Origin of the sequence: Micromonospora sp. NPDC049359, assembly GCF_044466585.1 — a bacterium.
GTDB lineage: Bacteria > Actinomycetota > Actinomycetes > Mycobacteriales > Micromonosporaceae > Micromonospora.
The window spans coordinates 813,553-837,695 of the sequence record NZ_JBITMW010000001.1 but is presented as its reverse complement, the minus strand read 5'-3'; the positions used below and the strand labels follow the sequence as shown (position 1 = coordinate 837,695).

General features: G+C 72.5%; 20 protein-coding genes. 11 read left to right on the top strand and 9 right to left on the bottom strand.

Annotated features, from left to right (window positions below; genetic code table 11):
- The first annotated feature begins 84 nt into the window (after positions 1-84).
- A complete protein-coding gene (locus ACIBTX_RS03910; RefSeq protein ID WP_396832133.1) occupies positions 85-579 on the top strand; it encodes an Lrp/AsnC family transcriptional regulator in 495 nt (164 codons plus the stop codon).
- On the opposite strand, the gene ACIBTX_RS03905 is transcribed toward ACIBTX_RS03910, so the two are convergent.
- The 6 genes from ACIBTX_RS03905 to ACIBTX_RS03880 all read right to left on the bottom strand — a co-directional run bounded on the left by ACIBTX_RS03905 (position 571) and on the right by ACIBTX_RS03880 (position 7,007).
- Entirely contained in the window at positions 571-1,839 is a 1,269-nt protein-coding gene (locus ACIBTX_RS03905; protein ID WP_396832019.1) for an adenylosuccinate synthetase, read from the bottom strand. The two genes, ACIBTX_RS03910 and ACIBTX_RS03905, sit on opposite strands and share 9 nt — an antisense overlap.
- Positions 1,836-2,795, bottom strand: coding sequence for a hypothetical protein (locus ACIBTX_RS03900; protein ID WP_357171672.1), 960 nt, complete (start codon positions 2,793-2,795; stop codon positions 1,836-1,838). Before ACIBTX_RS03900 ends, ACIBTX_RS03905 begins: the two co-directional genes overlap by 4 nt.
- Positions 2,796-2,805: 10 nt before the next feature.
- Positions 2,806-3,771 carry a serine/threonine protein kinase gene (locus ACIBTX_RS03895; protein WP_357395039.1) on the bottom strand — a complete coding sequence of 322 codons (966 nt, stop codon included), beginning with the start codon at positions 3,769-3,771 and terminating at the stop codon, positions 2,806-2,808.
- Positions 3,768-4,523 (bottom strand): NUDIX domain-containing protein, encoded by a 756-nt coding sequence (locus ACIBTX_RS03890; RefSeq protein ID WP_396832018.1) that lies wholly within the window; start codon positions 4,521-4,523, stop codon positions 3,768-3,770. Before ACIBTX_RS03890 ends, ACIBTX_RS03895 begins: the two co-directional genes overlap by 4 nt.
- An 88-nt stretch (positions 4,524-4,611) precedes the next feature.
- Positions 4,612-5,661 (bottom strand): MaoC/PaaZ C-terminal domain-containing protein, encoded by a 1,050-nt coding sequence (locus ACIBTX_RS03885; RefSeq protein ID WP_396832017.1) that lies wholly within the window; start codon positions 5,659-5,661, stop codon positions 4,612-4,614.
- Positions 5,661-7,007, bottom strand: a complete 1,347-nt coding sequence (locus ACIBTX_RS03880; protein WP_357171668.1) for a 3-oxoacyl-ACP reductase — start codon at positions 7,005-7,007, stop codon at positions 5,661-5,663. Before ACIBTX_RS03880 ends, ACIBTX_RS03885 begins: the two co-directional genes overlap by 1 nt.
- Before the next feature lie 54 nt (positions 7,008-7,061).
- Between ACIBTX_RS03880 and ACIBTX_RS03875 the strand changes: the two genes are divergently transcribed.
- From ACIBTX_RS03875 to purB, 4 genes are all read left to right on the top strand, one after another.
- Positions 7,062-8,354 carry an acetyl-CoA C-acetyltransferase gene (locus ACIBTX_RS03875; protein ID WP_396832016.1) on the top strand — a complete coding sequence of 431 codons (1,293 nt, stop codon included), beginning with the start codon at positions 7,062-7,064 and terminating at the stop codon, positions 8,352-8,354.
- A 158-nt stretch (positions 8,355-8,512) separates the two neighbouring features.
- Positions 8,513-9,526 carry a glycosyltransferase family 2 protein gene (locus tag ACIBTX_RS03870; protein WP_357395041.1) on the top strand — a complete coding sequence of 338 codons (1,014 nt, stop codon included), beginning with the start codon at positions 8,513-8,515 and terminating at the stop codon, positions 9,524-9,526.
- The gene (locus ACIBTX_RS03865) at positions 9,480-11,915 is read left to right on the top strand and encodes a hypothetical protein (protein WP_396832015.1); all 2,436 of its coding nucleotides are present in this window, start codon (positions 9,480-9,482) and stop codon (positions 11,913-11,915) included. The genes ACIBTX_RS03870 and ACIBTX_RS03865 overlap by 47 nt, the downstream gene beginning before the upstream one ends.
- A 60-nt stretch (positions 11,916-11,975) precedes the next feature.
- Positions 11,976-13,400 carry an adenylosuccinate lyase gene (gene purB, locus ACIBTX_RS03860; RefSeq protein WP_396832014.1) on the top strand — a complete coding sequence of 475 codons (1,425 nt, stop codon included), beginning with the start codon at positions 11,976-11,978 and terminating at the stop codon, positions 13,398-13,400.
- Between the two features lie 164 nt (positions 13,401-13,564).
- Here the strand turns inward: purB and ACIBTX_RS03855 are convergent, their stop codons facing one another.
- Entirely contained in the window at positions 13,565-14,128 is a 564-nt protein-coding gene (locus ACIBTX_RS03855) for a YbjQ family protein (RefSeq protein WP_357132148.1), read from the bottom strand.
- A gap of 23 nt (positions 14,129-14,151) precedes the next feature.
- Positions 14,152-14,835, bottom strand: coding sequence for a trypsin-like serine protease (locus ACIBTX_RS03850; protein WP_355245595.1), 684 nt, complete (start codon positions 14,833-14,835; stop codon positions 14,152-14,154).
- Positions 14,836-15,191: 356 nt separating this feature from the next.
- On the opposite strand from ACIBTX_RS03850, the gene purS reads away from it, so the two are divergent.
- The 4 genes from purS to ACIBTX_RS03830 are packed head-to-tail and all read left to right on the top strand — an operon-like array spanning position 15,192 to position 19,647.
- A complete protein-coding gene (gene purS / locus ACIBTX_RS03845; RefSeq protein WP_007454310.1) occupies positions 15,192-15,455 on the top strand; it encodes a phosphoribosylformylglycinamidine synthase subunit PurS in 264 nt (87 codons plus the stop codon).
- A complete protein-coding gene (gene purQ, locus ACIBTX_RS03840; protein ID WP_355048413.1) occupies positions 15,452-16,135 on the top strand; it encodes a phosphoribosylformylglycinamidine synthase subunit PurQ in 684 nt (227 codons plus the stop codon). The genes purS and purQ overlap by 4 nt, the downstream gene beginning before the upstream one ends.
- 55 nt (positions 16,136-16,190) lie before the next feature.
- Positions 16,191-18,887 carry a phosphoribosylformylglycinamidine synthase subunit PurL gene (gene purL / locus ACIBTX_RS03835; protein ID WP_357132140.1) on the top strand — a complete coding sequence of 899 codons (2,697 nt, stop codon included), beginning with the start codon at positions 16,191-16,193 and terminating at the stop codon, positions 18,885-18,887.
- A 4-nt stretch (positions 18,888-18,891) separates the two neighbouring features.
- Positions 18,892-19,647, top strand: a complete 756-nt coding sequence (locus tag ACIBTX_RS03830; protein WP_357132267.1) for a 2-phosphosulfolactate phosphatase — start codon at positions 18,892-18,894, stop codon at positions 19,645-19,647.
- A 255-nt stretch (positions 19,648-19,902) separates the two neighbouring features.
- Here ACIBTX_RS03830 and ACIBTX_RS03825 read toward each other — a convergent pair whose 3' ends face one another.
- A complete protein-coding gene (locus ACIBTX_RS03825) occupies positions 19,903-21,654 on the bottom strand; it encodes a carboxypeptidase-like regulatory domain-containing protein (protein ID WP_357171664.1) in 1,752 nt (583 codons plus the stop codon).
- Positions 21,655-22,081: 427 nt separating this feature from the next.
- Between ACIBTX_RS03825 and ACIBTX_RS03820 the strand changes: the two genes are divergently transcribed.
- The gene (locus ACIBTX_RS03820) at positions 22,082-22,435 is read left to right on the top strand and encodes a sterol carrier family protein (RefSeq protein WP_357132134.1); all 354 of its coding nucleotides are present in this window, start codon (positions 22,082-22,084) and stop codon (positions 22,433-22,435) included.
- Between the two features lie 168 nt (positions 22,436-22,603).
- Positions 22,604-24,142 carry an amidophosphoribosyltransferase gene (gene purF, locus ACIBTX_RS03815; RefSeq protein WP_396832013.1) on the top strand — a complete coding sequence of 513 codons (1,539 nt, stop codon included), beginning with the start codon at positions 22,604-22,606 and terminating at the stop codon, positions 24,140-24,142.
- The last annotated feature ends 1 nt before the right edge of the window (position 24,143 follow it).

The window sequence follows — 24,143 nt, the reverse complement described above, 5'->3', positions numbered from 1 at the left end:
ACCATTCGGCAAAGGCACGTGGAAACCATACCTGGTATGGTAGGCGCGCCGGTCAACCGAATTTCGTTCAACGGAGATGCCTCGGTGGTAGATGACATCGACCGCGCGCTGCTGGCGCAGCTGCAGCGCGACGCCACCCAGTCCTATGCGGCACTGGCCAAGGCGGTGGGACTGTCCGCCGGCTCCGCCCATGACCGCGTACGCAAACTGCGCGAACGCGGCGTGATCCGCCGGACCACCGTCGACGTCTCCCCGGCGCTCGTCGGCCGTGGCGTGTCGGCGTTCGTGATGGTCAGTGCCGACTCCTGGATGGGCGACGCCCGGACCCGCGACGCGCTTGCGGCTATTCCCGAGATCCAGGAAGCGCACATCATCGCCGGCGCGGCATCACTGCTGGTGAAGATCCGTACCGCGACGACCGAAGACCTGCAAGCGGCGCTGCGCCGCATCTTCGGGGTCGACGGCGTCACCGGCACCCAGGCCATGGTCGTGCTGGAGACGTTCTTCGAGCGTTCGGTGAGCGTGCTCGACCAGCCCAGCGACCCGCACCCGCCGGACGCCGACGCGCCGCTACGTTGAGACCGAGCCGACCAGGGCCGGCGGGGCGAGCAGCGGACCGCACGGGATCTTGTCGTCGGCGGTGGGCCCGTGCGAGGTCAGCACCACCGGTGTGGCCAACTCCGCGCCCACCGCCTCGGCCCAGTCGGCCGGAGCGTCGTCGTACACCGGGCGGGAGCGCAGCAGGCGGTCGGTGAGCGCGGCCTGCCGGTCCAGGTCGCCGGGCGGGCCGGGGATGAGCCGGTCGCCGGTGTCGTAACGACGGCAGATCCGCAGGTCGGGACCGGCGAGGTCGAGATGGGTCAGCGCCAGGCCGTCGACCCCGCCGGCCGCCGCGAGGGCGTACCGGTGGGCGACGGCGTCGAAGTGGCCGAACCGGAACCGGCCCTGCCACGGGTTCGTCGGGTTGTGTCCGTCGACGAAGGGCAGCGTCGGGTCCTCGGTCACCAGCGGGCCGGGACCGTGCCGGGTGGTGACGGTCCGCAGCACGCCGATCCGGGTCAGCTCGCCGGCCTGTCCCGCCTCGGCGAGCAGCCGGTCGACGTTGGTGAACGTGGTGGTGCTCCACGTCGTGTACGGGTGGAAGCCGTGCCACTCGTCGAGCAGCACCCCCTGCGCGCCCTCGAAGACGCAGGTCCCCGAGCGCAGCGCCCCGGCGAGCCAGGTCCGGTCGACGATGGCGACCCGGCCGGCGAACCCGGTGTACGCGGGCAGGCAGTCCTGCACCGGCGGCGCGTCCAGCGGGCCGAGTTCGGCGGTCAGCCGGTCCCGCAGAACCGTCAACCGGCGGCGCAGCAGGGCAGGACGCCGGCAGTCGCCGACCCGGGGCGCGTCCTCGGGGTGGGCGAGGCCGTACGCGACGGTCTCGCCCACCCCCAGCCCGCAGGAGCCGTGCCGGTCGGCGCCCCGGGCGATTTCCCGGGCCCGGTTGGCGGCCCGGTGGTACGGGGTGGCGAGCAGCGCCTCGGAGTCGACGGTCAGCCGGTCCAGCGCGTCGGCCACCCCGACCGTGGCGAGATGGTCGGCCTCGGCGGCCAGGGCCAGCGGATCCACCACCACGTGCCGGGAGAGGTGCGTCCCGACGCCGGGGTGGAACGTGCCGGCGCCGAACTGCGCGAACGTGTGGTGCCGCCCGTCGCGCAGGACGACGTTGTGCGCCGCCTGCGCGCCCCCGTTGAAGCGGACCACCGTGTGCACCGGGCGGGTGGCGCAGAGCCAGTCCACGACCGTGCCCTTGCCGGCGTCGCCGAAGCCGAGGTCGACCACCGCCACGTGATTCACAGCCGGGTCACCCCGCCGGTGGTGTCGTGGAACGCCGGCAGCGTCGACACCTCGGCCCGCCGACCCCGGCCGAGGCGGGCCAGCGCCTTGGACACCGTGCCGGTGGCGCCGGAGCCGGCGCGGTCCAGGTGGCGCAGGCCCTCGTCCAGGTCGATGGCCTGCTCGCCGAGGCCGATGGTGACCGCGATGGTCTCGCAGACCGCGTCCAGGTCGTCGAGCACGACGGCGTTCTGCCCGAGCAGGTCCCGCCAGAAGTCGAGCACCTTCGTGTTGCCGGCGTGGCTGCTGCCGGCGGGGAGCAGGTAGTAGGTGTCCCACCGCCGGGTCACCTCGTCGACGATCTGGCGCAGCGCCACGTCCTCGCCCAGGTTGTCACCGATCAGGCCGGCCACCTCCCGCGCCTTGACCCGCTGGTACGCCAGTTCGTCGCCGATGACGAACAGGTAGCCGCGCCGGCCGCGCTTCTCCCAGTTGTCGGTGGCGGTGTGCCGGGCCATGAAGTACAGGGCCAGCTCGTACGACTCGCTCATCTGCCCGCCGCCACCACCTTCGAGGACGATCCGGCCGAGGTCGTCGTCCATCCGGTTGTCCGACTCGAACTGGCCCACCTGCAGGGGCACCCGGTCGCAGGTGGCGTCGCCGATCGCGCCGAACATGATCTGCGGGTCGCTGGCGTAGCCCTGCCGTTGCAGGAGCCCGAGCAGTTGCGGCAGCTTGGTCTGCAAAACCCGCGGCACCATGCGCATCGAGCCGGTCACGTCGAAGAGCACCGCGACGGGCGTCGAGCGGGGGTGTTCGGCGGAGTCGCGGCTCTCCCGGGTCGCGTCGCGGGGGTCGAGCGCGGGGTGCACGGTCCGTGCCCCGCTGTCGCTGTAGGAGAACGCGCTGCGGCCGGTGGAGCGCCGGTAGCGGTCGGCGGCGTCGTACACGTCGGTGGACCAGGTTCCACTGCCCATGACAGCTCCTTTAGAGGGTGAAGGGTCGGAAGGTGCGTGGCCCGTAGAGCCGGTCCAGCACCTGGTCGAGTTCGCGCAGCAGGCCCCAGGCGTCGTCGGGCCGGCCGCGCAGGGAGGTCTGCCGGCAGCCCTGCGCGAAGGCGTTTAGCTCACGGGGTGCGCGCGGCCCCATCAGCCAGCTCATGCACGCGCTGGCCATCGCGAGGTCGGTGCCCGGACCGCAGGGCTGCCTGCGCAGCACCTCCTGCGGGTACCAGTCCTCGTGGTCCGGCACGAGCGCCGGGACCCTGGCACCGGCCGGGGCCGAGAAGCACCAGTCGACGAGCACCACGCCGTGGGCGTCCGGCTCGATCAGCACGTGTCGCGGCAGCACCGCGCCGTGCACCACGCCCGCCCGGTGGGCCAGGCCGAGCACCACCAGCAGTCGCCGCCACATCCAGGCCACGTCCCGGGCGTCCAACCCGTCGGGGTACGCGCGCCGCACCGCGTCGAGGTCGTGCAGGCCGGGCGCGGTGGCGAGCACGGTGATCCGCCGTTCCGCGCCGGTCGCGGGGTCGCGGTGCGCGAATTCGTCGACGAGCCGGGGTACGTACGGCAGGTAGCGCGGGTCGCCGCGCTCGGCGATGGTGTGCAGCGCGTGTGCCTCCCGCGCCATCAGGTCGTTGTCGGTGGGGCGTCGGGGGAGCTTGAGCAGCCGGTCGTCGCCGACGTCGTACAGGTCGGCCAGGTCGCCCGAGTGCGCCGGCGTGCCGAGCCGGTAGTCGCCGAGGACGGTGGTCCGCCGGGCCTGCCACCGGGTCGTGACGTGGACGAACGCGTCGAGGGCGTCGGCGCGTACCCCCGGGTCTGTCGGCAGCCGGTCGGGGTGCAGGGCCGCGACCAGCTCGCGGTAGCGGCGGGCCGGCTGGTCGGCGCCGAACAGCTCGGCGTCGGTGCGGGCGGCCGTGACCAGGTCGATGGCCTCGGCGGTCCTCATCGCACCGTCTCCTCGCGGGCCGGTCGCAGCAGCGCCGGGTGCAGCAGCCGGGCGTCGCCGGCCCGGTAGAGCCGGGCGCGGGGGCCGCCCCGGGCACCGCCGCGCTCGGTGCTCGCGCCGGTGCTCTCCACGAAGCCCGGCACGGAGAGCACCTTGCGGTGGAAGTTGCCGGCGTGCAGCGGGTGACCCCAGACCGTCTCGTAGACGGCCCGCAGCTCGCTGATCGTGAACTCGGCGGTGAGAAAACGCGTGGCCAGCGGGGTGTACTCCAGCTTGGACCGGGCCCGCTCCAGCGCGTCGTCGATGATCCGGCCGTGGTCGAAGGCGAGCTGCCGGCTGGTCAGCGCCGTGACCGGCAGCCAGATCGCCTCGTCGGCGTCCGAGCCGGCGGCGGCGTCCGGCAGGTCGGGGGCGAACGCGAGGTGGGCGATCGAGACGACCCGCATCCGCGGGTCACGGTCGGGAGCGCCGTAACTGCCCAACTGCTCCAGGTGTACGCGGCGCAGCTCCTCGCCGCCGAGCCCGGTCTCCTCGGCCAGCTCCCGTCGCGCGCCGGCGGTCAGGTCCTCCTCGGGGCGGACGAACCCGCCGGGCAGCGCCCAGTGCCCCGCGAAGGGCGCCTGGCCGCGCCGGATGAGCAGCAGGTGCAGTTCGCCGTCCCGGATGGTCAGCGCCACCACGTCGACGGTCACGGCGACCGCCGGGTAGTCCCGGGGGTCGTACGCGGCCAGGAAGTCCTGCTCGTCAACCATGTCTCTCTCAATCTGAGAACATCTCGCTGTGAGAACAACTTAGCGCAGACGTGCGCCCCTGCCAACCCCTTGGATCGGCAGGGGCGCGTCAGCGCACGAGACCCACCAGGTGCGGCCGGCCGCCGGAGTCGTGCAGGGCGAACCCGTCGTCCGGCAGGAGGGCGAAGTTCACCGTGCTCGGCAGCGGTACGGGCAGCTTGAAGGCCACCTCGACGGTGTAGGCGTCCGGCAGCCGCGTCTCGAGCGCGGCCAGGCATCGCGCCTTGCTCCACATGCCGTGCGCGATCGGTTGGCGGAAGCCGAACAGTCGCGCGCCGAGCCGGGAGGTGTGGATCGGGTTGTGGTCCCCGGAGACGCGCGCGTACTCGGTGCCCACCCGGGGCTCGACCCGCCACCGGGCGGTGGCCGTGGGCGGTGTCGGACGTTCGCCCCGCTCGCGGCCGCCGGGTGTGCGCTCGCGGCCCAGGTACGTCGAGACGCCGCGCCAGACCTCCTCCCCGTCGACCGAGCCGACCAGCACCACGTCCACCTGCCGCCCCCGGTCGTGCGGGCGCAGGTCCTGGGCGTACGTGGTGAAGTCGAGGGTCTCGTCGGCGGTGATCGGGCGATGGATGGTGATCCGGTTGCCGACGTGCACCACGCCGGTCAGCGCGATGGGGAAGCCGGGCGTGGTCATCAGCCGCAGGGCCAGCGGAAAGCCCAGGATGTGCGGGTACGTCCCGGGCAGCCGGTCGGTGAGCCGGAACCCGCACACCCGGTCGTAGTCGGCCAGGTGGGCCCGGTCGACCCGCACGCCGCGAACGGCGAGCTCGACCGCCGGCAGGTCGTTGCTCTTCCGCCCCCGGCCCAGGCCCGGCAGCGCGCCGAGCGCAGCCCGCCGGTAGAGCGCCCCGGCGGCCGGCATCCGGGCCAGCTCGACGAGCTCGCGGCCACCCGTGCCGGCCGGCCCGTGGCCGCCCAGGTCGGTGGTCACCTCGGTTGCCGACGCGCTCAGGTCGTGTGTCTGCTCGACGCTCGGGTCGGCGTCGGTGGACTCCGGCCGGCGGATCGCGTCCAGGGTCTCCCGCGACAGGATCTCGGTCGGGCCCTCGATCAGCTCGTGGACCGACAGGTCGTCCGGCTCTCTCTTGCGGCCCATCACGCCCCCAGCAGACTCTGGCCGCAGACCCGGACCACGTTGCCGCTGATCGCGCCGCTCGCCGGCCAGGCCAACCAGCCGATCGTCTCGGCCACGTCCACCGGCAGCCCGCCCTGGGCCAGGCTGTTCATCCGTCGGCCCGCCTCGCGGACGACCAGCGGGATGCGGGCGGTCAGCCGGGTCTCGATGAAGCCGGGCGCCACGGCGTTGACGCTGATCCCCCGGTCGCGCAGGGCCGGGGCGAGAGAGTCGACCAGGCCGATCACGCCGGCCTTGCTGGTGGCGTAGTTGGTCTGACCCCGGTTGCCGGCGATCCCGGCGATCGAGGACACCCCGATGATCCGCCCGCCGGCCGGGATCAACTCCCGTTCCAGCAGTACGTCGTTGATCCGCTCCTGACTGGACAGGTTGACGTCGATGACCTGGTCCCACCGGTCGGCGTCCATCCGGCCGAGCGTCTTGTCGCGGGTGATGCCCGCGTTGTGCACCACCGCGTCGACGCGCCCGTGCCGGGTGGCCAGGTGGTCGGCGAGCCGGGTCGGCGCGTCCGGGGCGGTCAGGTCGAGCTGGACCGCCGTACCGCCGATGTCGTTCGCGACCGCCGCGAGGGCGTCCCCGGCCGCCGGGATGTCCAGCGCGACCACCTGGGCGCCGTCGCGGGCGAGGACCCCGGCCAGGGCCGCGCCGATTCCCCGGGCGGCCCCGGTGACCAGCACGACCTGCCCGTCCAGCGGACGGTTCCAGTCGTCCGGGGCGGTCGCCGTGCCGGTGCCGACCCGGACGACCTGCCCCGAGACGTACGCGGACCGGCCGGACAGCAGGAACCGGAGGGTCGCTTCGAGGCTGGTGGCATCACCGTCCCGAGCCACCTGGACGAGCTGGGCCGTGGTGCCCCGGCCGAACTCCTTGCCGATGCTGCGGACCAGCCCTTCCAGGGCCCGCTGGGCGGTCGCCTCGCGCGGGGTCGGGCACTCACCGGGCGGGGTGCCGAGCACGATCACCCGGCCGCTGGGCAGCAGGGTGCGGGCGTGCGGGTGGAAGAAGTCGTAGAGCTGGCGCAGTTGCGTCGAGTCGGTGATGCCGGTCGCGTCGTACCCGAGAGCGCCGAAGCGGTCCTGCCCCTCGGCCGTGCCGCCGTCGCGCAGCTCGACCCCGGCGGCGGTCAGGATCGTCCGGACCGGCTCGGCGAGTCGGCCGCCGTCGGCCGCGCCGAGCAGCGCCGGGCCGGGCAGCAGCGGGTCGCCGGGCTGGTGCCGGCGCAGTCGCGGCGGATCGGGCAGCCCGAGACGCTTCACCAGCGTGCGGCCGGCGGCCGATTGGACGAAGCTCGCGTACCTGTCGGTCATGGGCGTAGCCTACTGGCGAGTAAGGTTCGAGCAACACTCGCGAGGAGGCGGATCGTGCAGAGCATCCGGAGGGTCGCGGTCATCGGGGGCAACCGCATCCCCTTCGCCCGTTCCAACTCCCGCTACGCCGACGCGTCCAACGCCGACCTGCTCGGCGCGGCGCTCGACGGTCTGATCGCCCGGTACGGGCTGGCCGGGCAGCGGGTCGGCGAGGTGGTCACCGGGGCGGTGCTCAAGCACTCCCGCGACTTCAACCTCACCCGCGAGGTCGTCCTCGGATCCCGGCTCGACCCGCACACCCCGGCGTACGACATCCAGCAGGCCTGCGGCACCGGCCTGGAGGCCGCGATCCTCGTCGCCAACAAGATCGCCCTCGGTCAGCTCGACGTGGGCATCGCCGGCGGTGTCGACACCACCTCCGACGCGCCGCTCGCGGTCAACGAGGACATGCGTCGTACGCTGCTCAAACTCAACTCCGCCCGCACGGTCGGCCAGCGGCTGAAGATCGCCGCGAAGCTGCGCCCGCTCCAGCCGTTCAAGCCGGACATCCCCCGCAACGCCGAACCGCGCACCGGCCTGTCCATGGGTGACCACGCCGCCCAGACCGCGCTGCGCTGGCAGATCGACCGGCGCTCCCAGGACGAGCTGGCACTGCGCTCGCACCAGCGGCTCGCCGCCGCGTACGACAAGGGCTTCTTCGACGACCTGATGACGCCGTACCTGGGCCTGACCCGCGACCAGAATCTCCGCCCGGACACGAGCGTGGAGAAGCTCGGCGCCCTCAAGCCGGTCTTCGGCACCCGCGGCCCGGACGCCGAGCAGGCCACCATGACCGCCGGCAACTCCTCGCCGCTCACCGACGGCGCGTCCACCGTGCTGCTGGCCAGCGAGGAGTGGGCTGCCGCGCACAACCTGCCGGTGCTGGCCTGGTTCAGCTGGTCGGAGACGACGGCCGTCGACTTCGTACACGGCGACGAAGGGCTGCTGATGGCCCCCGCGTACGCGGTGCCCCGGATGCTGGCCCGCGCCGGGCTCACGTTGCAGGACTTCGACTACTACGAGATCCACGAGGCGTTCGCCTCGCAGGTGCTGGCGACCCTCGCCGCCTGGGAGTCGCCGGAGTTCTGCAAGGACCGGCTCGGCCTGGACGCCCCGCTGGGCGCGATCGACAGCGACCGGCTCAACGTCAACGGTTCGTCGCTGGCCGCCGGGCACCCGTTCGCCGCGACGGGTGGGCGGATCGTCGCCACGCTGGCCAAACTGCTCGCCGAGAAGGGCAGCGGACGCGGGCTGATCTCCATCTGCGCGGCCGGCGGCCAAGGCGTGACCGCCATTTTGGAGCGTTGAGCGCTCGATCGTCCCTTACCGGGGTGACCGCCAGCAGGCGTTAACGGACTGTTCAGCGGGCCGTCCGCAGGCGGTGGGTTTACCACGCGACGGTGATCGCTGCCGCGTCTTCGACGCAGCGCTGATCACTCCTGCGTGCGGAACGGGGCCGTATCTCCATGGAGTCCGTCGTCCCCGGGACGACCACCCTGTCGGTGGTCATCCCGATGTTCAACGAGACCGCTGTCATCCCGGCCCTGGTGGCCCGACTGCGGCCGGTGCTCGACGCGCTCGGCGTCGACTACGAGGTGGTCGCCGTCGACGACGGCAGCGCCGACAACACCGTGTCGGTGCTCTTCGACCACGGCCGGAACTGGCCGCAGTTGCGGGTGCTCCGGCTCCGGCGCAACAGCGGTCACCAGGCGGCGTTGACGGCGGGCCTGCACCGGGCCGTCGGCCGGTGGATCGTCAGTCTCGACGCCGACCTGCAGGACCCGCCCGAGGCCATCGCCGAGATGCTGCGGGTGGCCCGGACGGACGCTGTGGACGTGGTCTACGGCGTCCGGGCGGACCGCAGCACCGACACCATCTTCAAGCGCAACACCGCCCGCGCCTACTACTGGGTGATGCGGCGGATCGTGGGCGCCGATCTGCCCGCCCAGGCCGGTGACTTCCGGCTGCTCAGCCGGGACGTCGTCGAGGTGCTGCGGCGGCTGCCGGAACGCGCACCGGTCTACCGGCTGCTGGTGCCGTCGCTCGGCTTCCCCAGCGCCGAGGTGCGCTACACCCGCGCGGCGCGGGCCGCCGGGGAGACCAAGTACCCGCTGCGTCGGATGGTCGCGCTGGCCTGGGAGAGCACGGCGAACTTCTCGGCCGCGCCCTTGCGCCTGGCCACCTGGATGGGGATGTCGAGCTTCCTGCTCTGCCTGGCCCTGATCGTCTTCGGCATGGTCGTGCACGTCTCCGGTGCCACCATCCCCGGCTGGACCTCGATGTTCGTCGCGGTGCTGTTGCTCAGTGGGGTGCAGTTGGTCTGTCTCGGCCTGCTCGGCGAGTACGTCGGCCGGATCTACGCGACAGTGCAGAACCGGCCCGCCTTCCACGTCGGGTTCGACTCCCGGGACGGGGTTCCGGGCGCGGAGGCAGATGCACGTGGTCGTGTCGGTGACGACGTTGTCCGCCTCCGTGGCTGACGCCCTGCTGGCCGAGCGGGTCGACACTCCGGCCCCAGCCTCGGCCCCGCACCGGAATGCTCTCGTGCCGATTCTCAGCACGCTTCCGTGGGTGCTCGTGATCGGCGCGCTGCTCGTGGTCTGGTCACGGGGCAGCGTGCCGGTGCCGGACCTCGCGGCGTTCTCCGCGTACTGGGCGTTCGCGCTGGTGCTGCCCGGAACCCTGGTGCACCGCGCGCTGCGCGGCGGTCGCGGCAACCTCCCCGAGGACCTCGGCTTCGGCGCGGCCACCGGCCTGCTGTTGGAGATCGTCGCCTGGGCGTTGGCAGCGGCGACCGGTCAACAGACCCTGCTGCGGTGGTGGCCGCTACCCGTACTCGTCGCGTTCGCCGCCGTGCCCAGGCTGCGCCGGCGCTGGCGGGTCGGCGAGCGCCGTCCGCTGCCGGTCGGTTGGCACTACGGCATGGGCGCGGCGCTGCTGGTGGTGCTGGCCTGGGGGTACGTCCAGTGGCGGATGGTCCCGCTGCCTCCGGTGTCCGGCGGCTACTACCAGGACGTGCTCTACCACCTGGGTCTGGTGCAGGAGTTGACCCGGGCGATGCCGTTCGAGTTGCCGCACGTCGCGGGGGAGGCGCTGCGCTACCACTACCTCTCCGACGCCCACATCGCCAGCGGCAGCATGATCACTGGCATCGCGCCGACGACGGTGCTGCTGCGACTCTGGTTGGTACCGGTGGTCAGCGTGGCGGTGGTGCTCGCGGCCGGGCTCGCCCGCGACCTGAGTGGAGCGGTCTGGGCCGGCCCGGTGGCCGCCCTCACCGCTTTCACCGGTGCGGCGGTCACGCTCGGCTCGCCCGTGGGTGCGTCCGGCGAGATGCCGCTCTCCTACGCCAGCCCCTCCCAGACGTACGTGCTGGTGCCGTTGTTGCTGCTGGCCGGGCTCGTTGTCGACGCGGCCAGGGGGCGTTCCCTCGGCCCGGCCTGGCCGCTGGTCCCGGCGCTCGGGCTGGTCTGTGCGGGGGCGAAGTCCAGCGCGTTGCCGCCGCTGATCGCCGGCCTGGGTCTCACCGCCGTGGTGTTCTGGTGGCGCAAGCGGCAGATCCCCCGACCCGCCCTGGTGGCGTTGGCCTGCCTGGTGGCGGCGATGGCGCTCGGTTTCCGGCTGTTCGCCGGTGGCGGGGCCTCCACCCTGCGCGTGCAGGCGTTGGCGTTGCTGCACTTCGTCGCCCCGTACGCCGAGACGCTCGGGCCGGGTGACGGGATCTGGCCGAGCGCACCGCTGCCACCGGGCATCAACGACGGTGGTGTCCTCGGATGGCTGCTGGCGTTCGCGGTGGTGGGCTGGTGGGTGCTGGGTCAGTCGCCACGGTGGGTGGGCATGGGCCTGCTCCGCGAGCGTGGGCACCGGGCCGATCCGGCGGTCTGGCTGCTCGCCGGCACGGTCCTCGCCGGGGCCGCCACCACCTGGGTGTTCCAGCACCCGTCGATCAGTCAGATCTACTTCTGGATGGGCGTCATCCCGATCGGCGTCGTGCTGACCACCTGGTCTCTCGCTGCGGCTCGGGCGCCCTGGCCGGTGCTGGTGGTGCCCGCCGTGGCCGGCGCGTTGGCGGGGCTCGCCACCGCCGGCACGGTGGTGGGTTTCGCCGTGCCGAGGATCAGCCGGCCCGGCACCCCCACCACCTCGACGATCGAGGGGTGGCTGCGGGTCCTGGGTCTCTCGGCCGCACGGTACGTGCTGTTCGTGGCGGTTGCCGCCGCGCTCGCCGTCGCAGTGTCGGCCCTGTGGGGGCGTCACGTTTCGGCGCCGGCAAATGCGGGAGCAGGTCGTCGGCGAACGGTGACGATCGCCGTGGCCGGGGTCACCGCGGCGCTGCTCGGTGCCAGCGCCGCCGTCGTGCTGGGCGGGACGGTTCGCTCGGTGCTGACCGAGCCGGGGCCGCCGGCCACCGGACCGCAGCCGTACTCGCTGACCGCCGCCGAGATGCGCGCGGCGCTGTGGCTTGACGACAACGCCGCCGACGATGACGTGGTCGCCACCAACGTCCACTGCCGGCCGGTGCGGACCACCCCGCACTGCGACGCCCGGGCGTTCTGGGTGACCGGGCTGGGCGGGCACCGCACGGTGGTGGAGAGCTGGGGCTACACCGACGCGGTGGTGGCCGCGCACGGCGTCGACAACCTGGGGTACGCCCGGCAGAGCTTTCCCGATCACGAGTTGCTCGCGCTCAACGACGGGGTGTTCAGTGCGCCGACCCTGGCCGACCTGGATCGGCTCCGGACGGAGTACGGGGTCCGTTGGCTCTTCGCCGACAGCAGGGCCGGTGCGGTGTCGCCGGAGCTGGCCCGGCTGGCCCAGATCCGGCTGGTCGCCGGCCCGGTGACCGTCTACGAGCTCACCCGATCCTGACCGCCTCCGGGGTCCGGCCCGGTCCAGGCGCCGGTCAGCGGGTGCGGGACAATGAGGTACGTGACGACGATCCCGAACGTGCTCGCCAACCGGTACGCCTCGCCCGAGTTGGTCGCCCTCTGGTCGCCCGAGGAGAAGGTCCGGATGGAACGGCGACTGTGGCTCGCCGTGCTCCGCACACAGCGTGACCTGGGCGTGGCGGTCCCGGACGGCGTGGTCGAGGCGTACGAGCGGGTGCTCGACCAGGTCGACCTCGCGTCGATCGCCGAGCGGGAGCGGGTCACCCGGCACGACGTGAAGGCCCGCATCGAGGAGTTCAGCGCGCTGGCCGGGCACGAGCACGTGCACAAGGGGATGACCTCGCGCGACCTCACCGAGAACGTCGAGCAGCTTCAGGTGCGTGCCTCGCTGGAGCTGATCCGGGACCGGGTGGTGGCGACCCTGGCCCGGCTGGCGTGGCTCGCGTACGAGCACTCCGAGCTGGTCATGACCGGCCGCTCGCACAACGTCGCCGCGCAGGCCACCACGCTGGGCAAGCGCTTCGCGTCGGCGGCCGAGGAGCTGCTCATCGCGTACGACCGGCTGGAGGAGCTGATCGCCCGCTACCCGCTGCGCGGCATCAAGGGCCCGGTGGGCACGGCCGCCGACCAGCTCGACCTCTTCGACGGCGACGCCGACAAGGTGGCCGAGCTGGAGCGACGGGTCGCCGAGCACCTGGGCTTCTCGCGGGTGCTGGACAGCGTCGGGCAGGTCTACCCGCGCTCGCTGGACTTCGACGTGCTGGCCGCGTTGGCGCAGACCGCCGCCGCGCCGTCGTCGCTGGCCACCACGATCCGGCTGATGGTCGGCCAGGAGCTGGTCACCGAGGGATTCAAGCCGGGTCAGGTCGGTTCCAGCGCGATGCCGCACAAGATGAACACCCGTTCGTCCGAGCGGGTGAACGGCTTCGCGGTCATCATCCGGGGTTACCTGTCGATGGTCGGCGAACTGGCCGGCGACCAGTGGAACGAGGGGGACGTCTCCTGCTCGGTGGTCCGTCGGGTCGCTCTGCCGGACGCGTTCTTCGCCGCCGACGGGCTGTTCCAGACGTTCCTCACCGTGCTCGACGAGTTCGGCGCGTACCCGGCGGTGATCAACCGGGAGTTGGAGCGCTTCCTGCCCTTCCTGGCGACCACCAAGATCCTGGTGGCGGCGGTCCGGCGGGGCGTCGGCCGGGAGGTCGCCCACGAGGTGATCAAGGAGCACGCGGTCGCGGTGGCGCTGGCCATGCGCGAGAAGGGCGCCCCGGAGAACGACCTCTTCGACCGCCTGGCCGCCGACGGCCGCCTCGGCCTGTCCCGCGCCGACATCGACACCCTGGTAGCCGACCGCACAGCCTTCGTAGGAGCGGCCAAGTCCCAGGTGGAGCAGGTAACCCGCAGAATCACCAAGGTCGTGGAAACCCACCCCAACGCCGCCACCTACACCCCACCCCCCATCCTCTAACCCCCCCCGGTCCCCCCCGGTCCCCCCTCTTGCGCCCCGCGCCCCCTTCTGGCCCGGTGATCAAGAGGTTCGCGTCAACTTTGATCTCCCTGGTGACGCAAACCTCTTGATCACCCGAGGTGGAGGGGAGGTGGAGGGGAGGGGGAGGGGTGGGGTTTGGGCGGTCAGTCGCCGGTGGGGGTTTCGGCGGCTGTTCGCAGGGTGGGGGCGCTTGCTGGTTCGGCGATGCCGCCCAGGGACTCGGCGAAGGCGGGGTCGGTGGCGGTGTCCGCTGCCACCGCCGGCTGGTCGGGCGGCATGACCGCGGGCATCGTCGGTACGGCGACGACCGCCGTGCCGTACGCGCAGATCTCCATCCACATCTCGCCGCAATCCCGGCTGTCGAAGCGCATACCGATCACGGCGTTCGCGCCGAGCCGCAGGGCCTCCTCGCCGAGGCGGGTCACCGAGTCGGTGCGCCACCGGGTCAGGTTGTCGGGCGCCATCGGGTCGTACGCGCCACCGCGCAGGTTCTTGACCCCCTCGCGGTACGGGTTGCGCGTCCTGGCCATCGATGACACCACCTCACCGAGAATCTGGCGGATCTCGTAGCCGGGCAGTTGCTCTGTCGTCACGACCAGCACGTTTCCGATGCTGTCAGGAGTTGCGCGACCCGATCGGGTGCCGTGTTCACCTGATCGGATGCTGCAAAACGGCGCGGCGCGGACGGCCGGCGCGGGGCCGACCATCCGCGCCGCACGGGCGCTAACCGTCAGACACCGGCCACCGAGGTGATCCAGGCCCGGTTGTACGCGACGCTGCCGTAGTTCTGGATGTTGTAGCCGTCGGCCGTGGAGGCCACGCCGACCTGCTGGCCGTTGTAGAACTGCGGGCCGCCCGAGTCGCCCCGCCAGGCGTTGCCGTTGATCCGGGTGCTGCGGATGGCCTGGCCGCCGTACGCGTCGGTGACGTTGGTGCTGGTCACCTGGACGGTGGCGGTCTTGAGCTGGCTGGACGCGGAGCAGCCGCTGTAGCAGGTCATGCCCCACCCGTAGATCGAGTTGGTCGAGCCGACCGGCGGGTTGCTGCTCGCCAGGGAGACCGTCGAGGTGCTGACGGTGCTGGACAGGCGCATGAGGGCCAGGTCGTTACGGGTGTAGGTGGCGCTGACGGTGCGGGTGACCCCACCGGAGGCGCGGTAGACGCTGCCGACCCGGACGGACATCGTGCCGCTGATGCAGTGCCGGGCGGTGAGCACCCACTGCGCGGCGATCACGCTGCCCGAGCAGGTGAACGAGCCGTTGCTCAGCACGGCGGCGGCCCAGGGGGCGGACGAGACGGTGCCGCCGCCGATGATGGGCTGGGGGCCGGCCGGGGCAGCGGACGCGCCGGACGCGGCGGCGAGGGCGCCGACCAGCGCCGTGCTGATCAGGGCGAGCAGGGGACGAACGCGCATCGGTGGACTCCTTGGGGCGGGTGGGGCCCGGGGTCGCCGGGTGCCCGGGGGCGACGACGGGAGGTCCCCATCGCCGCTGGCATCGAGCCATGTCGATGTACTGTAGGGCTGGCGGACATCGTTTTCAAGAAGCTGATCGAGTTCAGTCAATGTAACGATTCGGCTACCCGCTGCGCCGTATATGCCCTGCTGAGGCGGCCTGTGCCGGGTTGCCGCGCGCGCTCGCCGCCGGTTATGTGGATCACTGCCTGAACTGCGCCCGGCCGGTGCGTCCGCGACGGAATCTGCCAGGTACGCTGGCTGCGCTCGCCCGTTGTGGGTAGGCACCCAACTGCGTACACAGTCAGGAGTGCCCAGTGCCTCGCGTCGTCGTCGACGTCATGCTCAAGCCCGAGATCCTCGATCCGCAGGGCCAGGCCGTCGCAAACGCGCTGCCCCGGCTCGGCGTCAGCGACGTCGCCTCAGTCCGGATCGGCAGGCGGATCGAGATCGACTTCACCGGTGAACCGGACCTGGACCGGGCCCGGGAAATCGCCGACAAGCTGCTCGCCAACCCGGTCATCGAGGACTTCACCGTCCGCCTGGTCGAGACCGACGAGACCGCGGACGCCCGCTCGTGACCGCCCGGGTCGGTGTGGTCACGTTCCCCGGCTCGCTCGATGACGGGGACGCGGCCCGCGCCGTCCGGATCGCCGGCGCCGAGCCGGTCCGGCTCTGGCACGGCGACGAGAACCTGCACGGGGTGGACGCCGTCGTCCTGCCCGGCGGGTTCTCCTACGGCGACTACCTGCGCTGCGGGGCCATCGCCCGGTTCGCCCCGGTGATGGAGACGATCGTCGACGCCGCCCAGGGCGGTCTGCCGGTGCTCGGCATCTGCAACGGCTTCCAGATCCTCTGCGAGGCGCACCTGCTGCCGGGCGCGCTCACCCGCAACCAGCACCTGCACTTCCGCAACCGGGACCAGGTGCTGCGCATCGAGTCGGCCGGCACCGCGTGGACCAACGCGTTCCAGGCCGGCCAGGAGGTGCTGATTCCGGTCAAGAACGGCGAGGGCTGCTACGTCGCCGACACCGCGACGCTGGACCAGCTCGAAGCCGAGGGCCGGGTCGTCGCCCGCTACGTCGGCGGTAACCCGAACGGGTCGCAGCGCGACATCGCCGCGATCACCAACGCCGCCGGCAACGTGGTCGGCATCATGCCGCACCCGGAGCACGCGGTGGAGGCGCTCACCGGCCCCTCGCTGGACGGTCTCGGGTTCTTCACCTCGGTCCTCAAGCACCTGGTGGGGACCCCAGCGTGAGCATCGGTCAGCTCAACCGCCGCTCTGGCGGGCACGAGCGCAGCGAGGAGAGGTCATGACCACCCATCCGGACCCGGTACGGGACACTCCGGAGGCGTACTCCGCCCCGGCGCAGCCGACCGAGCCGCCGGCGCAGCCCACCGCCCCGGCGGTCGCTCCCGCGCAGCCGGCGAGCGCCGACTGGACCGACGGCGTGGACACCGTGCCCCGTGCCGGTGGCACCCCGGGCGAGCTTCAGCCGTACACCGAGCTGGGCCTGCGCGACGACGAGTACGACCGGATCCGGCAGATCCTCGGCCGCCGGCCCACCCAGTCCGAGCTGGCCATGTACTCGATCATGTGGAGCGAGCACTGCTCCTACAAGTCGAGCAAGGTGCACCTGCGTCAGTTCGGTGAGAAGGCCCCGCAGAGCGACCGCCTGCTCGCCGGTATCGGCGAGAACGCCGGTGTCGTGCAGGTCTCCGACAAGCTGGCGGTGACCTTCAAGGTCGAGTCGCACAACCACCCGAGCTTCGTCGAGCCGTACCAGGGCGCGGCGACGGGTGTCGGCGGCATCGTCCGGGACATCCTCGCCATGGGCGCCCGCCCGATCGCGGTCATGGACCCGCTGCGCTTCGGCGCGGCGGACCACCCGGACACCGCCCGGGTGCTCACCGGTGTGGTCGCCGGTGTCGGCGGCTACGGCAACTGTCTCGGCCTGCCCAACATCGGCGGCGAGCTGGTCTTCGACCCGTCCTACCAGGGCAACCCGCTGCTCAACGCGCTCTGCCTGGGCGTGCTGCCGGTCGACCGGCTGCAGAACAAGGCCGCCGCCGGCCCCGGCAACGTGGTCGTGCTGATGGGCGCGAAGACCGGCCGGGACGGCATCGGCGGCGTCTCGGTGCTGGCCAGCGCCACCTTCGACGAGGGCAGCGAGGCCCGTCGCCCGGCCGTGCAGGTCGGCGACCCCTTCACCGAGAAGCTGTTGATCGAGGCGTGCCTGGAGCTGTACGACGGCCAGCTGGTCGTCGGCATCCAGGACCTCGGTGGTGCCGGCCTGACCTGCGCGCTCACCGAGACCGCCGCCGCAGCCGGCACCGGCATGCGGGTCTGGCTGGAGCGGGTGCCGCTGCGGGAGCCCTCGATGGACCCGCACGAGATCCTGGCCAGCGAGTCCCAGGAGCGGATGCTGCTGGTCGTCGAGCCGGACAAGCTCGACGCGGTGCTCAAGACCTGCGAGAAGTGGGGCGTCCTCGGCACCGCGATCGGTGAGGTCACCGCCCCGGAGCCGGACGGCCGCCCCGGTCGCCTGCTGATCACCTGGCGGGACCACCTGGTCGTCGACGTGCCGCCGGGTTCGCTGGTGGACGACGGCCCGGTGTACGCCCGTCCGATGCGTGAACCGGCCGACCTGATCCTGCTCCAGGCAGACCGTGCCGAGACGCTGCCCCGCCCGGCCGACCCGGACGCGCTGCGGGAGACCGTGCTGCGCATGATCGCGTCGCCGAACCTGGCCGACAAGACCTGGGTCACCGAGCAGTACGACCGTTACGTGCTGGGCAACACCGTGCTCGCCCAGCCGGAGGACGGCGGCGTGATCCGGATCGACGAGCAGACCGGGCTCGGCGTGGCGCTGTCGGTGGACGGCAACGGCCGGTACGCCCGGCTCGACCCGTACCAGGGCACCAAGCTGGCCCTCGCCGAGGCGTACCGGAACGTGGCGGTGACCGGCGCGAAGCCGATCGCCGTCACCAACTGCCTCAACTTCGGCTCGCCGGAGGACCCGGGCGTGATGTGGCAGTTCGCCGAGGCCGTGCGCGGCCTGGCGGACGGCTGCCTGGAGCTGGGCATCCCGGTCACCGGCGGCAACGTCAGCTTCTACAACCAGACCGGCGCCGCGGCCATCCACCCGACCCCGGTGGTCGGTGTGCTGGGCGTGCTGGACAACGTGGCCGACCGGGTGCCGATGGGCTTCGTCCCGCGTCCCAGCGGCGACCACGACCAGCTCTACCTGCTCGGTGAGACGAACGTGGAGCTGTCCGGCTCGGAGTGGGCCTGGGTGACGCACGAGCACCTCGGCGGCATCCCGCCGCAGGTCGACCTGCTCCGCGAGAAGGCGCTGGCCGACCTGCTGGCCGAGGCCGCCCGGGTGGGCCACCTCAGCTCGGCGCACGACCTGTCCGACGGTGGTCTCGCCCAGAGCCTGGTCGAGTCCTGCCTGCGGCGTGGCGTCGGCGCCCGGATCGCCGTGCCGGAGCAGTTCGCCGAGGGCTCGATGCCCTTCGTCTACCTGTTCAGCGAGTCCGCGACGCGGGCGCTGGTGTCGGTGCCGCGTGGCCACGACAAGGCGTTCGCGGCGCTCTGCGCCGAGCGGGGCGTGCCGTTCGAGCTGATCGGTGTCACCGACCCGTCCGGCGGGGCGCTCGAGGTGCACGGGCAGTTCCGGATCGGCCTGGACGAGCTGCGCGCCGCGCACACCGAGACGCTCCCGCGCCTCTTCGGTGGCACCGCCGCCGTCGAGGCTGTGCCGTCGGCTGTCACCGAGCCCGCCGTCGCCGAGGTGCCCGCCCCGGCCGCCGGCGTGGCGGGCGCGGTCGAGGCCGTGCCGCTGCCGGCCGCCCCGGCCGAGCCGGTGGACGCGTCGGAGGTGCTCTCCGAGCCGATCGCCTCGGCCGGCCCGTCGCCACAGACCGGGGCTGTCGACCCGATCGGGTCGCAGCAGCCGTCCGAGTCTGGTTCCGGTGCCACCGAGCCGTCGCCTGACGAGCGCTGAGGCGTTGACGGCGGCCGTCTACGGCCAGCCCGGGTCAGGCGCCAGGTTCGACTGGGGCCTGACCGGGGCGGCCGAACTCGGCCGGGTCTGCGCGGCGCTGGTGGTGGTGGACGTGCTCTCGTTCACCACCGCCGTGGAGGTGGCGGTCGCCCGGGGTACGCGGGTGCACCCCTTCCCGTGGGGTGAGCAGGCCGCCGAGTACGCGCTGCGGGTCGGCGCGGTGGCGGCGGTCGGCCGTCGCCGGGTGACAGCCGACCACCCGTGGTCACTCTCACCCGCCGCGCTGAGCGCCGCGCCGACCGTCGCGGACCTGGTGCTGCCCTCGCCGAACGGCTCGGCCATCAGCGCCGCCGCCAGCGCCACCGGGCTACCGGTGGTCGCGGCGTGCCTGCGTAACGCGCGCGCCGTCGGGCGTTGGCTGCGCCGCCAGGGGTACGGCACGACGGACGCCCCGATCGGCGTCATCGCCTCCGGGGAGCGCTGGCCGGACGGGTCGCTGCGCCCCTGCGTCGAAGACCAACTCGGTGCGGCGAGCGTGCTGGACGCTCTGTCCGGGGTGCCGGGCGGTCTCTCCGTGGAGGCGGCCATGGCGCTCGCCGCGCTGGCCAGCACTCCGGACGTACCCGCTGCGGTACGCGGCAGCGTCTCCGGCCGGGAGTTGACCGAGGGCGGCTTCGAAGCCGACGTCGACGTCGCCGTCCAGGTCGGCGTGTCCGAGGTCGTGCCGGTCCTCCGCCAGGGCGTCTTCTCCGCCGCCTGACCCACCCCGCACAGCACCCGCCCCCCGCAGCTCCCGTCCCCGGACGCCCGCCCCGGTGGCACCCATCCCGGCGGCGCCCGCCCCGGTGGCGCCCACGGCGATGATCATGAAGTTATTGCCCCGACACGCCGTGCGCGTGGGCAATAACTTCGTGATCGACGAGGTGGGACCGGGTGGGGGTGGGTGGGGGTTACGGCGAACGGCCGCCCGGTCTTCCGGGCGGCCGTTCGCGGTGCGCTGTGGGTAGTGCTGGTGTTAGTCGTCCAGCCAGTCGAGCCGGCGGCCGCCGCGCTCGGTGGGCGGGGGACTGTCCGGACGGGCCCGGCCACCCTGCTGCTGCTGGCCGTAGCCGCCCTGGTCGTAGCCCCGGTCGTCGTAGCTGCCGCGTTGCTGCGGGGGCTCCTGGCCGTAGCCGCCCTGGTCGTACCCGCCGCCAGTCTGGCCGTAGCCGCCCTGGTCGTAGCCCCGGTCGTCGTAGCCGCCGCGTTGCTGCGGGGGCTCCTGGCCGTAGCCGCCCTGGTCGTACCCGCCACCGGTCTGGCCGTAGCCGCCCTGGTCGTACGCGTTGGTCTGCTGGCCGTAGCCGCCCGTCGGCTCCGCCCCACGACCGCCGCCGTACGGGGCGGTCGGGTCGGGCTGGCCGTAGCCCTGGCCCTGCTCCGGCTGGTACACGCCGGTGGCGTACGGGTCGGCCGGCGCCGGGTACTGGGTGCTGTCGCCGGTGTACCGGCCGGTCGGCTCGTCGAAGCGCTCGCCGTAGCCGCCGGCCGCCCCACCGGCGGGAGCCGGCGGGTAGCCGCCCGCGCCGGCCGGCGCGGTGTAGTCACGGCTGCCGTAGCCGCTACCCGAGGAGGGCGCGCCGCCGTAGCCACCATCCGGGGCCGTAGCGCCGCCGTAGCCCGCGCCGGAGCCGGGTGCGGCGCCGTAGCCGTCCGCGCCACCGCCGTAGCCGCCGTCCGGCGTTGCCCCGGTGCCGTAGCCGCCACCCGAGGCGGGGGCGTTGCCGTAGCCGCCGTAGCCGCCCTGGCCGGGCTCGTCGTCGTAGCCGGTCCCGCCCCAGCCCTGCTGGCCCGCCGCGCCGTAGGGCTGCGCTGGCGCGCCGTACGGGTCCGGCGGGACGTCGTCGACGACCGGGCGGTGCATCATGGTCGGCGCCTCGCTCAGCGCCGCGCCGCCGACCATGGTCGGGTCGGGCGCGCCACCGGGGCGGTTGACCACCCGGGTCTGGTCGTCGGCCCCGCGGAAGGCCCCACGGGCCGCCGGCACCGCGCCGCCGGCACCGGCAGCGCCGGCCGCCGCCGGCTCGTCATCGTCGTCGCCGCTCTCGCGGCGCTTCATCCACAGCAGGACGATCGTGCCGACGCCGGCCGCGACGAGCAGGCCGCCGAGCAGGATGATCAGGTACGAGCCGAAGCCGCCGCCGTCGTCCTCCTTGCTGGCGTTCGCCGGGGCGCCCGGGCTGGCCTCCTCGGAGGGTTGGTCCTCGGCACCCTCCTCGGTCGCCTCGTCGGTGGGGGTGGCGTCGGCGGTGGGCGACGGGGTGGCGCTCGGCGTCACCTCGACCTTGATCTCCAAGGTGATCCGCTGGCCGGTGATGGTCTGCCCGGCGTTCGCGGTGAAGCTCTTGAACGCCTTGATGTTTTCGGAGGACGCACCCAGGTCGATCCGACCGGGAGTGATCGGGCTCTGACTGCTGCCCGTGAACTTGAAGTTGCCACTGCCATCGGCGACGGCGTCGTAGCGGTGACCGGCGGTGTCCTGGAGGAGGACGAACGCGTTCGGCACCGGCTCGCCGTCGGCCTTCTTGACCACCTTGCCGGAGACCGACTTCACCGTCTGGTTCTGCTGCGGCGGGGGCGGCGATGCGGCCTTCGCGGTGAGGTTGACCGTGGTCGAACCCTGTCCGTTTCCGAGGCCGGCGCTGGCCCTGACGGTGACGCGAGCGGACCCGTTCGAAGCGTCGTCCGCCACCTTGAACTTGGCCGTGTAGGTCTTGGCCTCGGTCACGTTCCCCTGCGAGCAACCATCGATGCACTGAAGCTTGGGGTTGTCAGAACTGACAGTTACATCGGCGGGAACTGGTTGGTCGTCGAAGCTGAGCGTGTAGCTCACTGTCGTCTCGCCGCCCGCTTGGACGGTGCCCGGGGAGGCTGAGACGTTTGTGACCTTGGGAGCGGCCATTGCTGGTGTGGCGGGGACGGCGAGCAGAGCGCCGGCAACCAGCGCTGCGACCACACCGGCCCGCTGCTTCCAGGCACGTCGGTGTGTTGACACGTCCACCGCCTTCCGGGCTGACGTCCCTCGACCGGCGGGGCGCCGGGCCGGGGATCATCACGGTACGAATACGCCGTCGGCCACTATGCCTTGTCTCACTGGATCGGCGCGACCCAGGGCCAACGTCAGGTGCTCCACCTGTGGGTCGTATCGTCCCGTCGTGTCCTCTCCGCACAGTAAGTCCGCCGCCGTCGTGGCGGCTCTGTCGGCGCTTGACGAGGGGCGTACGCCCGAACGGCCGGTACTCCGGGAGGCGGTCCGGTCCTTGTTGGCCGTCCTCACGGAGCGCGCCCCCGGCCGATCGGTGGAGGTGCGCGTTCCACCATACGGTGCGATCCAGTGCGTCCCCGGTCCTCGACACACCAGAGGAAACCCGCCGAACGTGGTCGAGATGTCGCCGCAGACCTGGTTGGAGCTCGCCACCGGTCGGCTCGGGTGGGCCGACGCGGTCACCGATGGACGTGTTCAGGTGAGCGGCATTCGGGCGGACATCTCGGCCTATCTGCCCCTCTAGCTGCGCCGATGTCCGAGTGATCGTGACTCTCGGCAGGGAAATCGTGACTATCTGTATTGACGCTGACTCGCGTACACTGTCAGGCGACGAGAGTGGTCCCGGCCGAGAAGTGTGGATCCGACCCGTGATCCCCGCCAGGCCGGTCCAGACCAGCATGAGGGAGCGGTAGTGCCCCGAGGCGACGGCCGGCTGAGCCACGACCTTGACCCCCAACGACCTGGCCCCCAGGATGCCTGCGGCGTCTTCGGCGTGTGGGCCCCCGGCGAAGAGGTCGCGAATCTGACCTACTTCGGCCTCTACGCCCTGCAGCACCGCGGCCAGGAGGCGGCGGGCATCGCGGTCAGCGACGGCTCGGGCGTGGTGGTCTACAAGGATCTCGGCCTGGTGGCCCAGGTCTTCGACGAGCCCACCCTGGCCAGCCTGCGCGGCCACCTGGCGATCGGGCACGCCCGATACTCCACGACCGGCGCGTCCAACTGGGAGAACGCCCAGCCGACCATCCGGTCGACCGATTCCGGCACGACCATCGCGCTGGCCCACAACGGCAACCTGGTCAACACCGCCGAGTTGGAGAAGGAGGTCGCCGAGCGCGGCCTGGTCGCGGACGGCTCGACCAACGACACCTCGCTGGTGACCATGCTGCTGGCCAGCCGCCCCGACCTGTCGGTCGAGGCCGCCGCGCTCGAGGTGCTGCCGCAGCTACGTGGGGCGTTCAGCTTCGTCTTCATGGACGAGTCGACGCTGTACGCGGCCCGCGACCCGCACGGCGTACGCCCGCTGGTGCTCGGCCGGCTGGAGCGTGGCTGGGTGGTCGCGAGCGAGACCGCCGCGCTGGACATCGTCGGCGCGAGCGTGGTGCGCGAGATCGAGCCCGGCGAACTGATCGCGATCGACGAGGAGGGGCTGCGGTCCACCCGCTTCGCCGCGCCCGAGCCGAAGGGCTGCCTCTTCGAGTACGTCTACATCGCCCGCCCCGACGCGACCATCGCCGGGCGGAACGTGCACGCGGCGCGGGTGCAGATCGGCCGCCAGTTGGCCAAGGAGCATCCGGTCGAGGCCGACCTGGTCATCCCGGTGCCCGAGTCCGGCACCCCGGCCGCGATCGGGTACGCGGAGGCGTCCGGTATCACCTACGGCGCGGGCCTCATGAAGAACCCGTACGTGGGGCGGACCTTCATCCAGCCGTCGCAGACCCTGCGTCAGCTCGGCATCCGACTCAAGCTCAACCCCCTGCGGCAGAACGTGCGTGGCAAGCGGCTGGTGGTCGTGGACGACTCGATCGTGCGCGGCAACACGCAGCGGGCCATCGTCCGGATGTTGCGCGAGGCGGGGGCGCTCGAGGTGCACGTCCGGATCTCCTCCCCGCCGGTGAGTTGGCCGTGTTTCTACGGCATCGACTTCGCCACCCGGGCGGAGCTGCTGGCCAACGGGTTGGACAACGACGGCATCCGGCGTTCCATCGGCGCCGACACGCTGGGTTACGTATCGCTTCCCGGCCTGATCGCCGCGACCGAGCAGCCGAAGACCCGGCTGTGTCGGGCGTGTTTCGATGGGGAGTACCCGATCGAGCTGCCGGCCGGCAACCTGATCGGCAAGCATGTGCTCGAAGGGATGGGCCGCCGGGTCGCCAACGCGACGTCGGAGGCCCCGGAGAGCTTCGGCTCGCTCGTCGCCACTCCGGGTGGCGTGACCGCAAACCGCCCGTAGC

Coding starts and splice junctions, on each gene's coding strand:
- ACIBTX_RS03900 (WP_357171672.1), bottom strand. CDS start 2,795: ATGGGCAGTGGAACCTGGTCCACCGACGTGTACGACGCCGCCGACCGC.
- ACIBTX_RS03895 (WP_357395039.1), bottom strand. CDS start 3,771: ATGAGGACCGCCGAGGCCATCGACCTGGTCACGGCCGCCCGCACCGAC.
- ACIBTX_RS03890 (WP_396832018.1), bottom strand. CDS start 4,523: ATGGTTGACGAGCAGGACTTCCTGGCCGCGTACGACCCCCGGGACTAC.
- ACIBTX_RS03885 (WP_396832017.1), bottom strand. CDS start 5,661: ATGGGCCGCAAGAGAGAGCCGGACGACCTGTCGGTCCACGAGCTGATC.
- ACIBTX_RS03880 (WP_357171668.1), bottom strand. CDS start 7,007: ATGACCGACAGGTACGCGAGCTTCGTCCAATCGGCCGCCGGCCGCACG.
- ACIBTX_RS03870 (WP_357395041.1), top strand. CDS start 8,513: ATGGAGTCCGTCGTCCCCGGGACGACCACCCTGTCGGTGGTCATCCCG.
- ACIBTX_RS03865 (WP_396832015.1), top strand. CDS start 9,480: ATGCACGTGGTCGTGTCGGTGACGACGTTGTCCGCCTCCGTGGCTGAC.
- ACIBTX_RS03855 (WP_357132148.1), bottom strand. CDS start 14,128: ATGGTCGGCCCCGCGCCGGCCGTCCGCGCCGCGCCGTTTTGCAGCATC.
- ACIBTX_RS03850 (WP_355245595.1), bottom strand. CDS start 14,835: ATGCGCGTTCGTCCCCTGCTCGCCCTGATCAGCACGGCGCTGGTCGGC.
- purL (WP_357132140.1), top strand. CDS start 16,191: ATGACCACCCATCCGGACCCGGTACGGGACACTCCGGAGGCGTACTCC.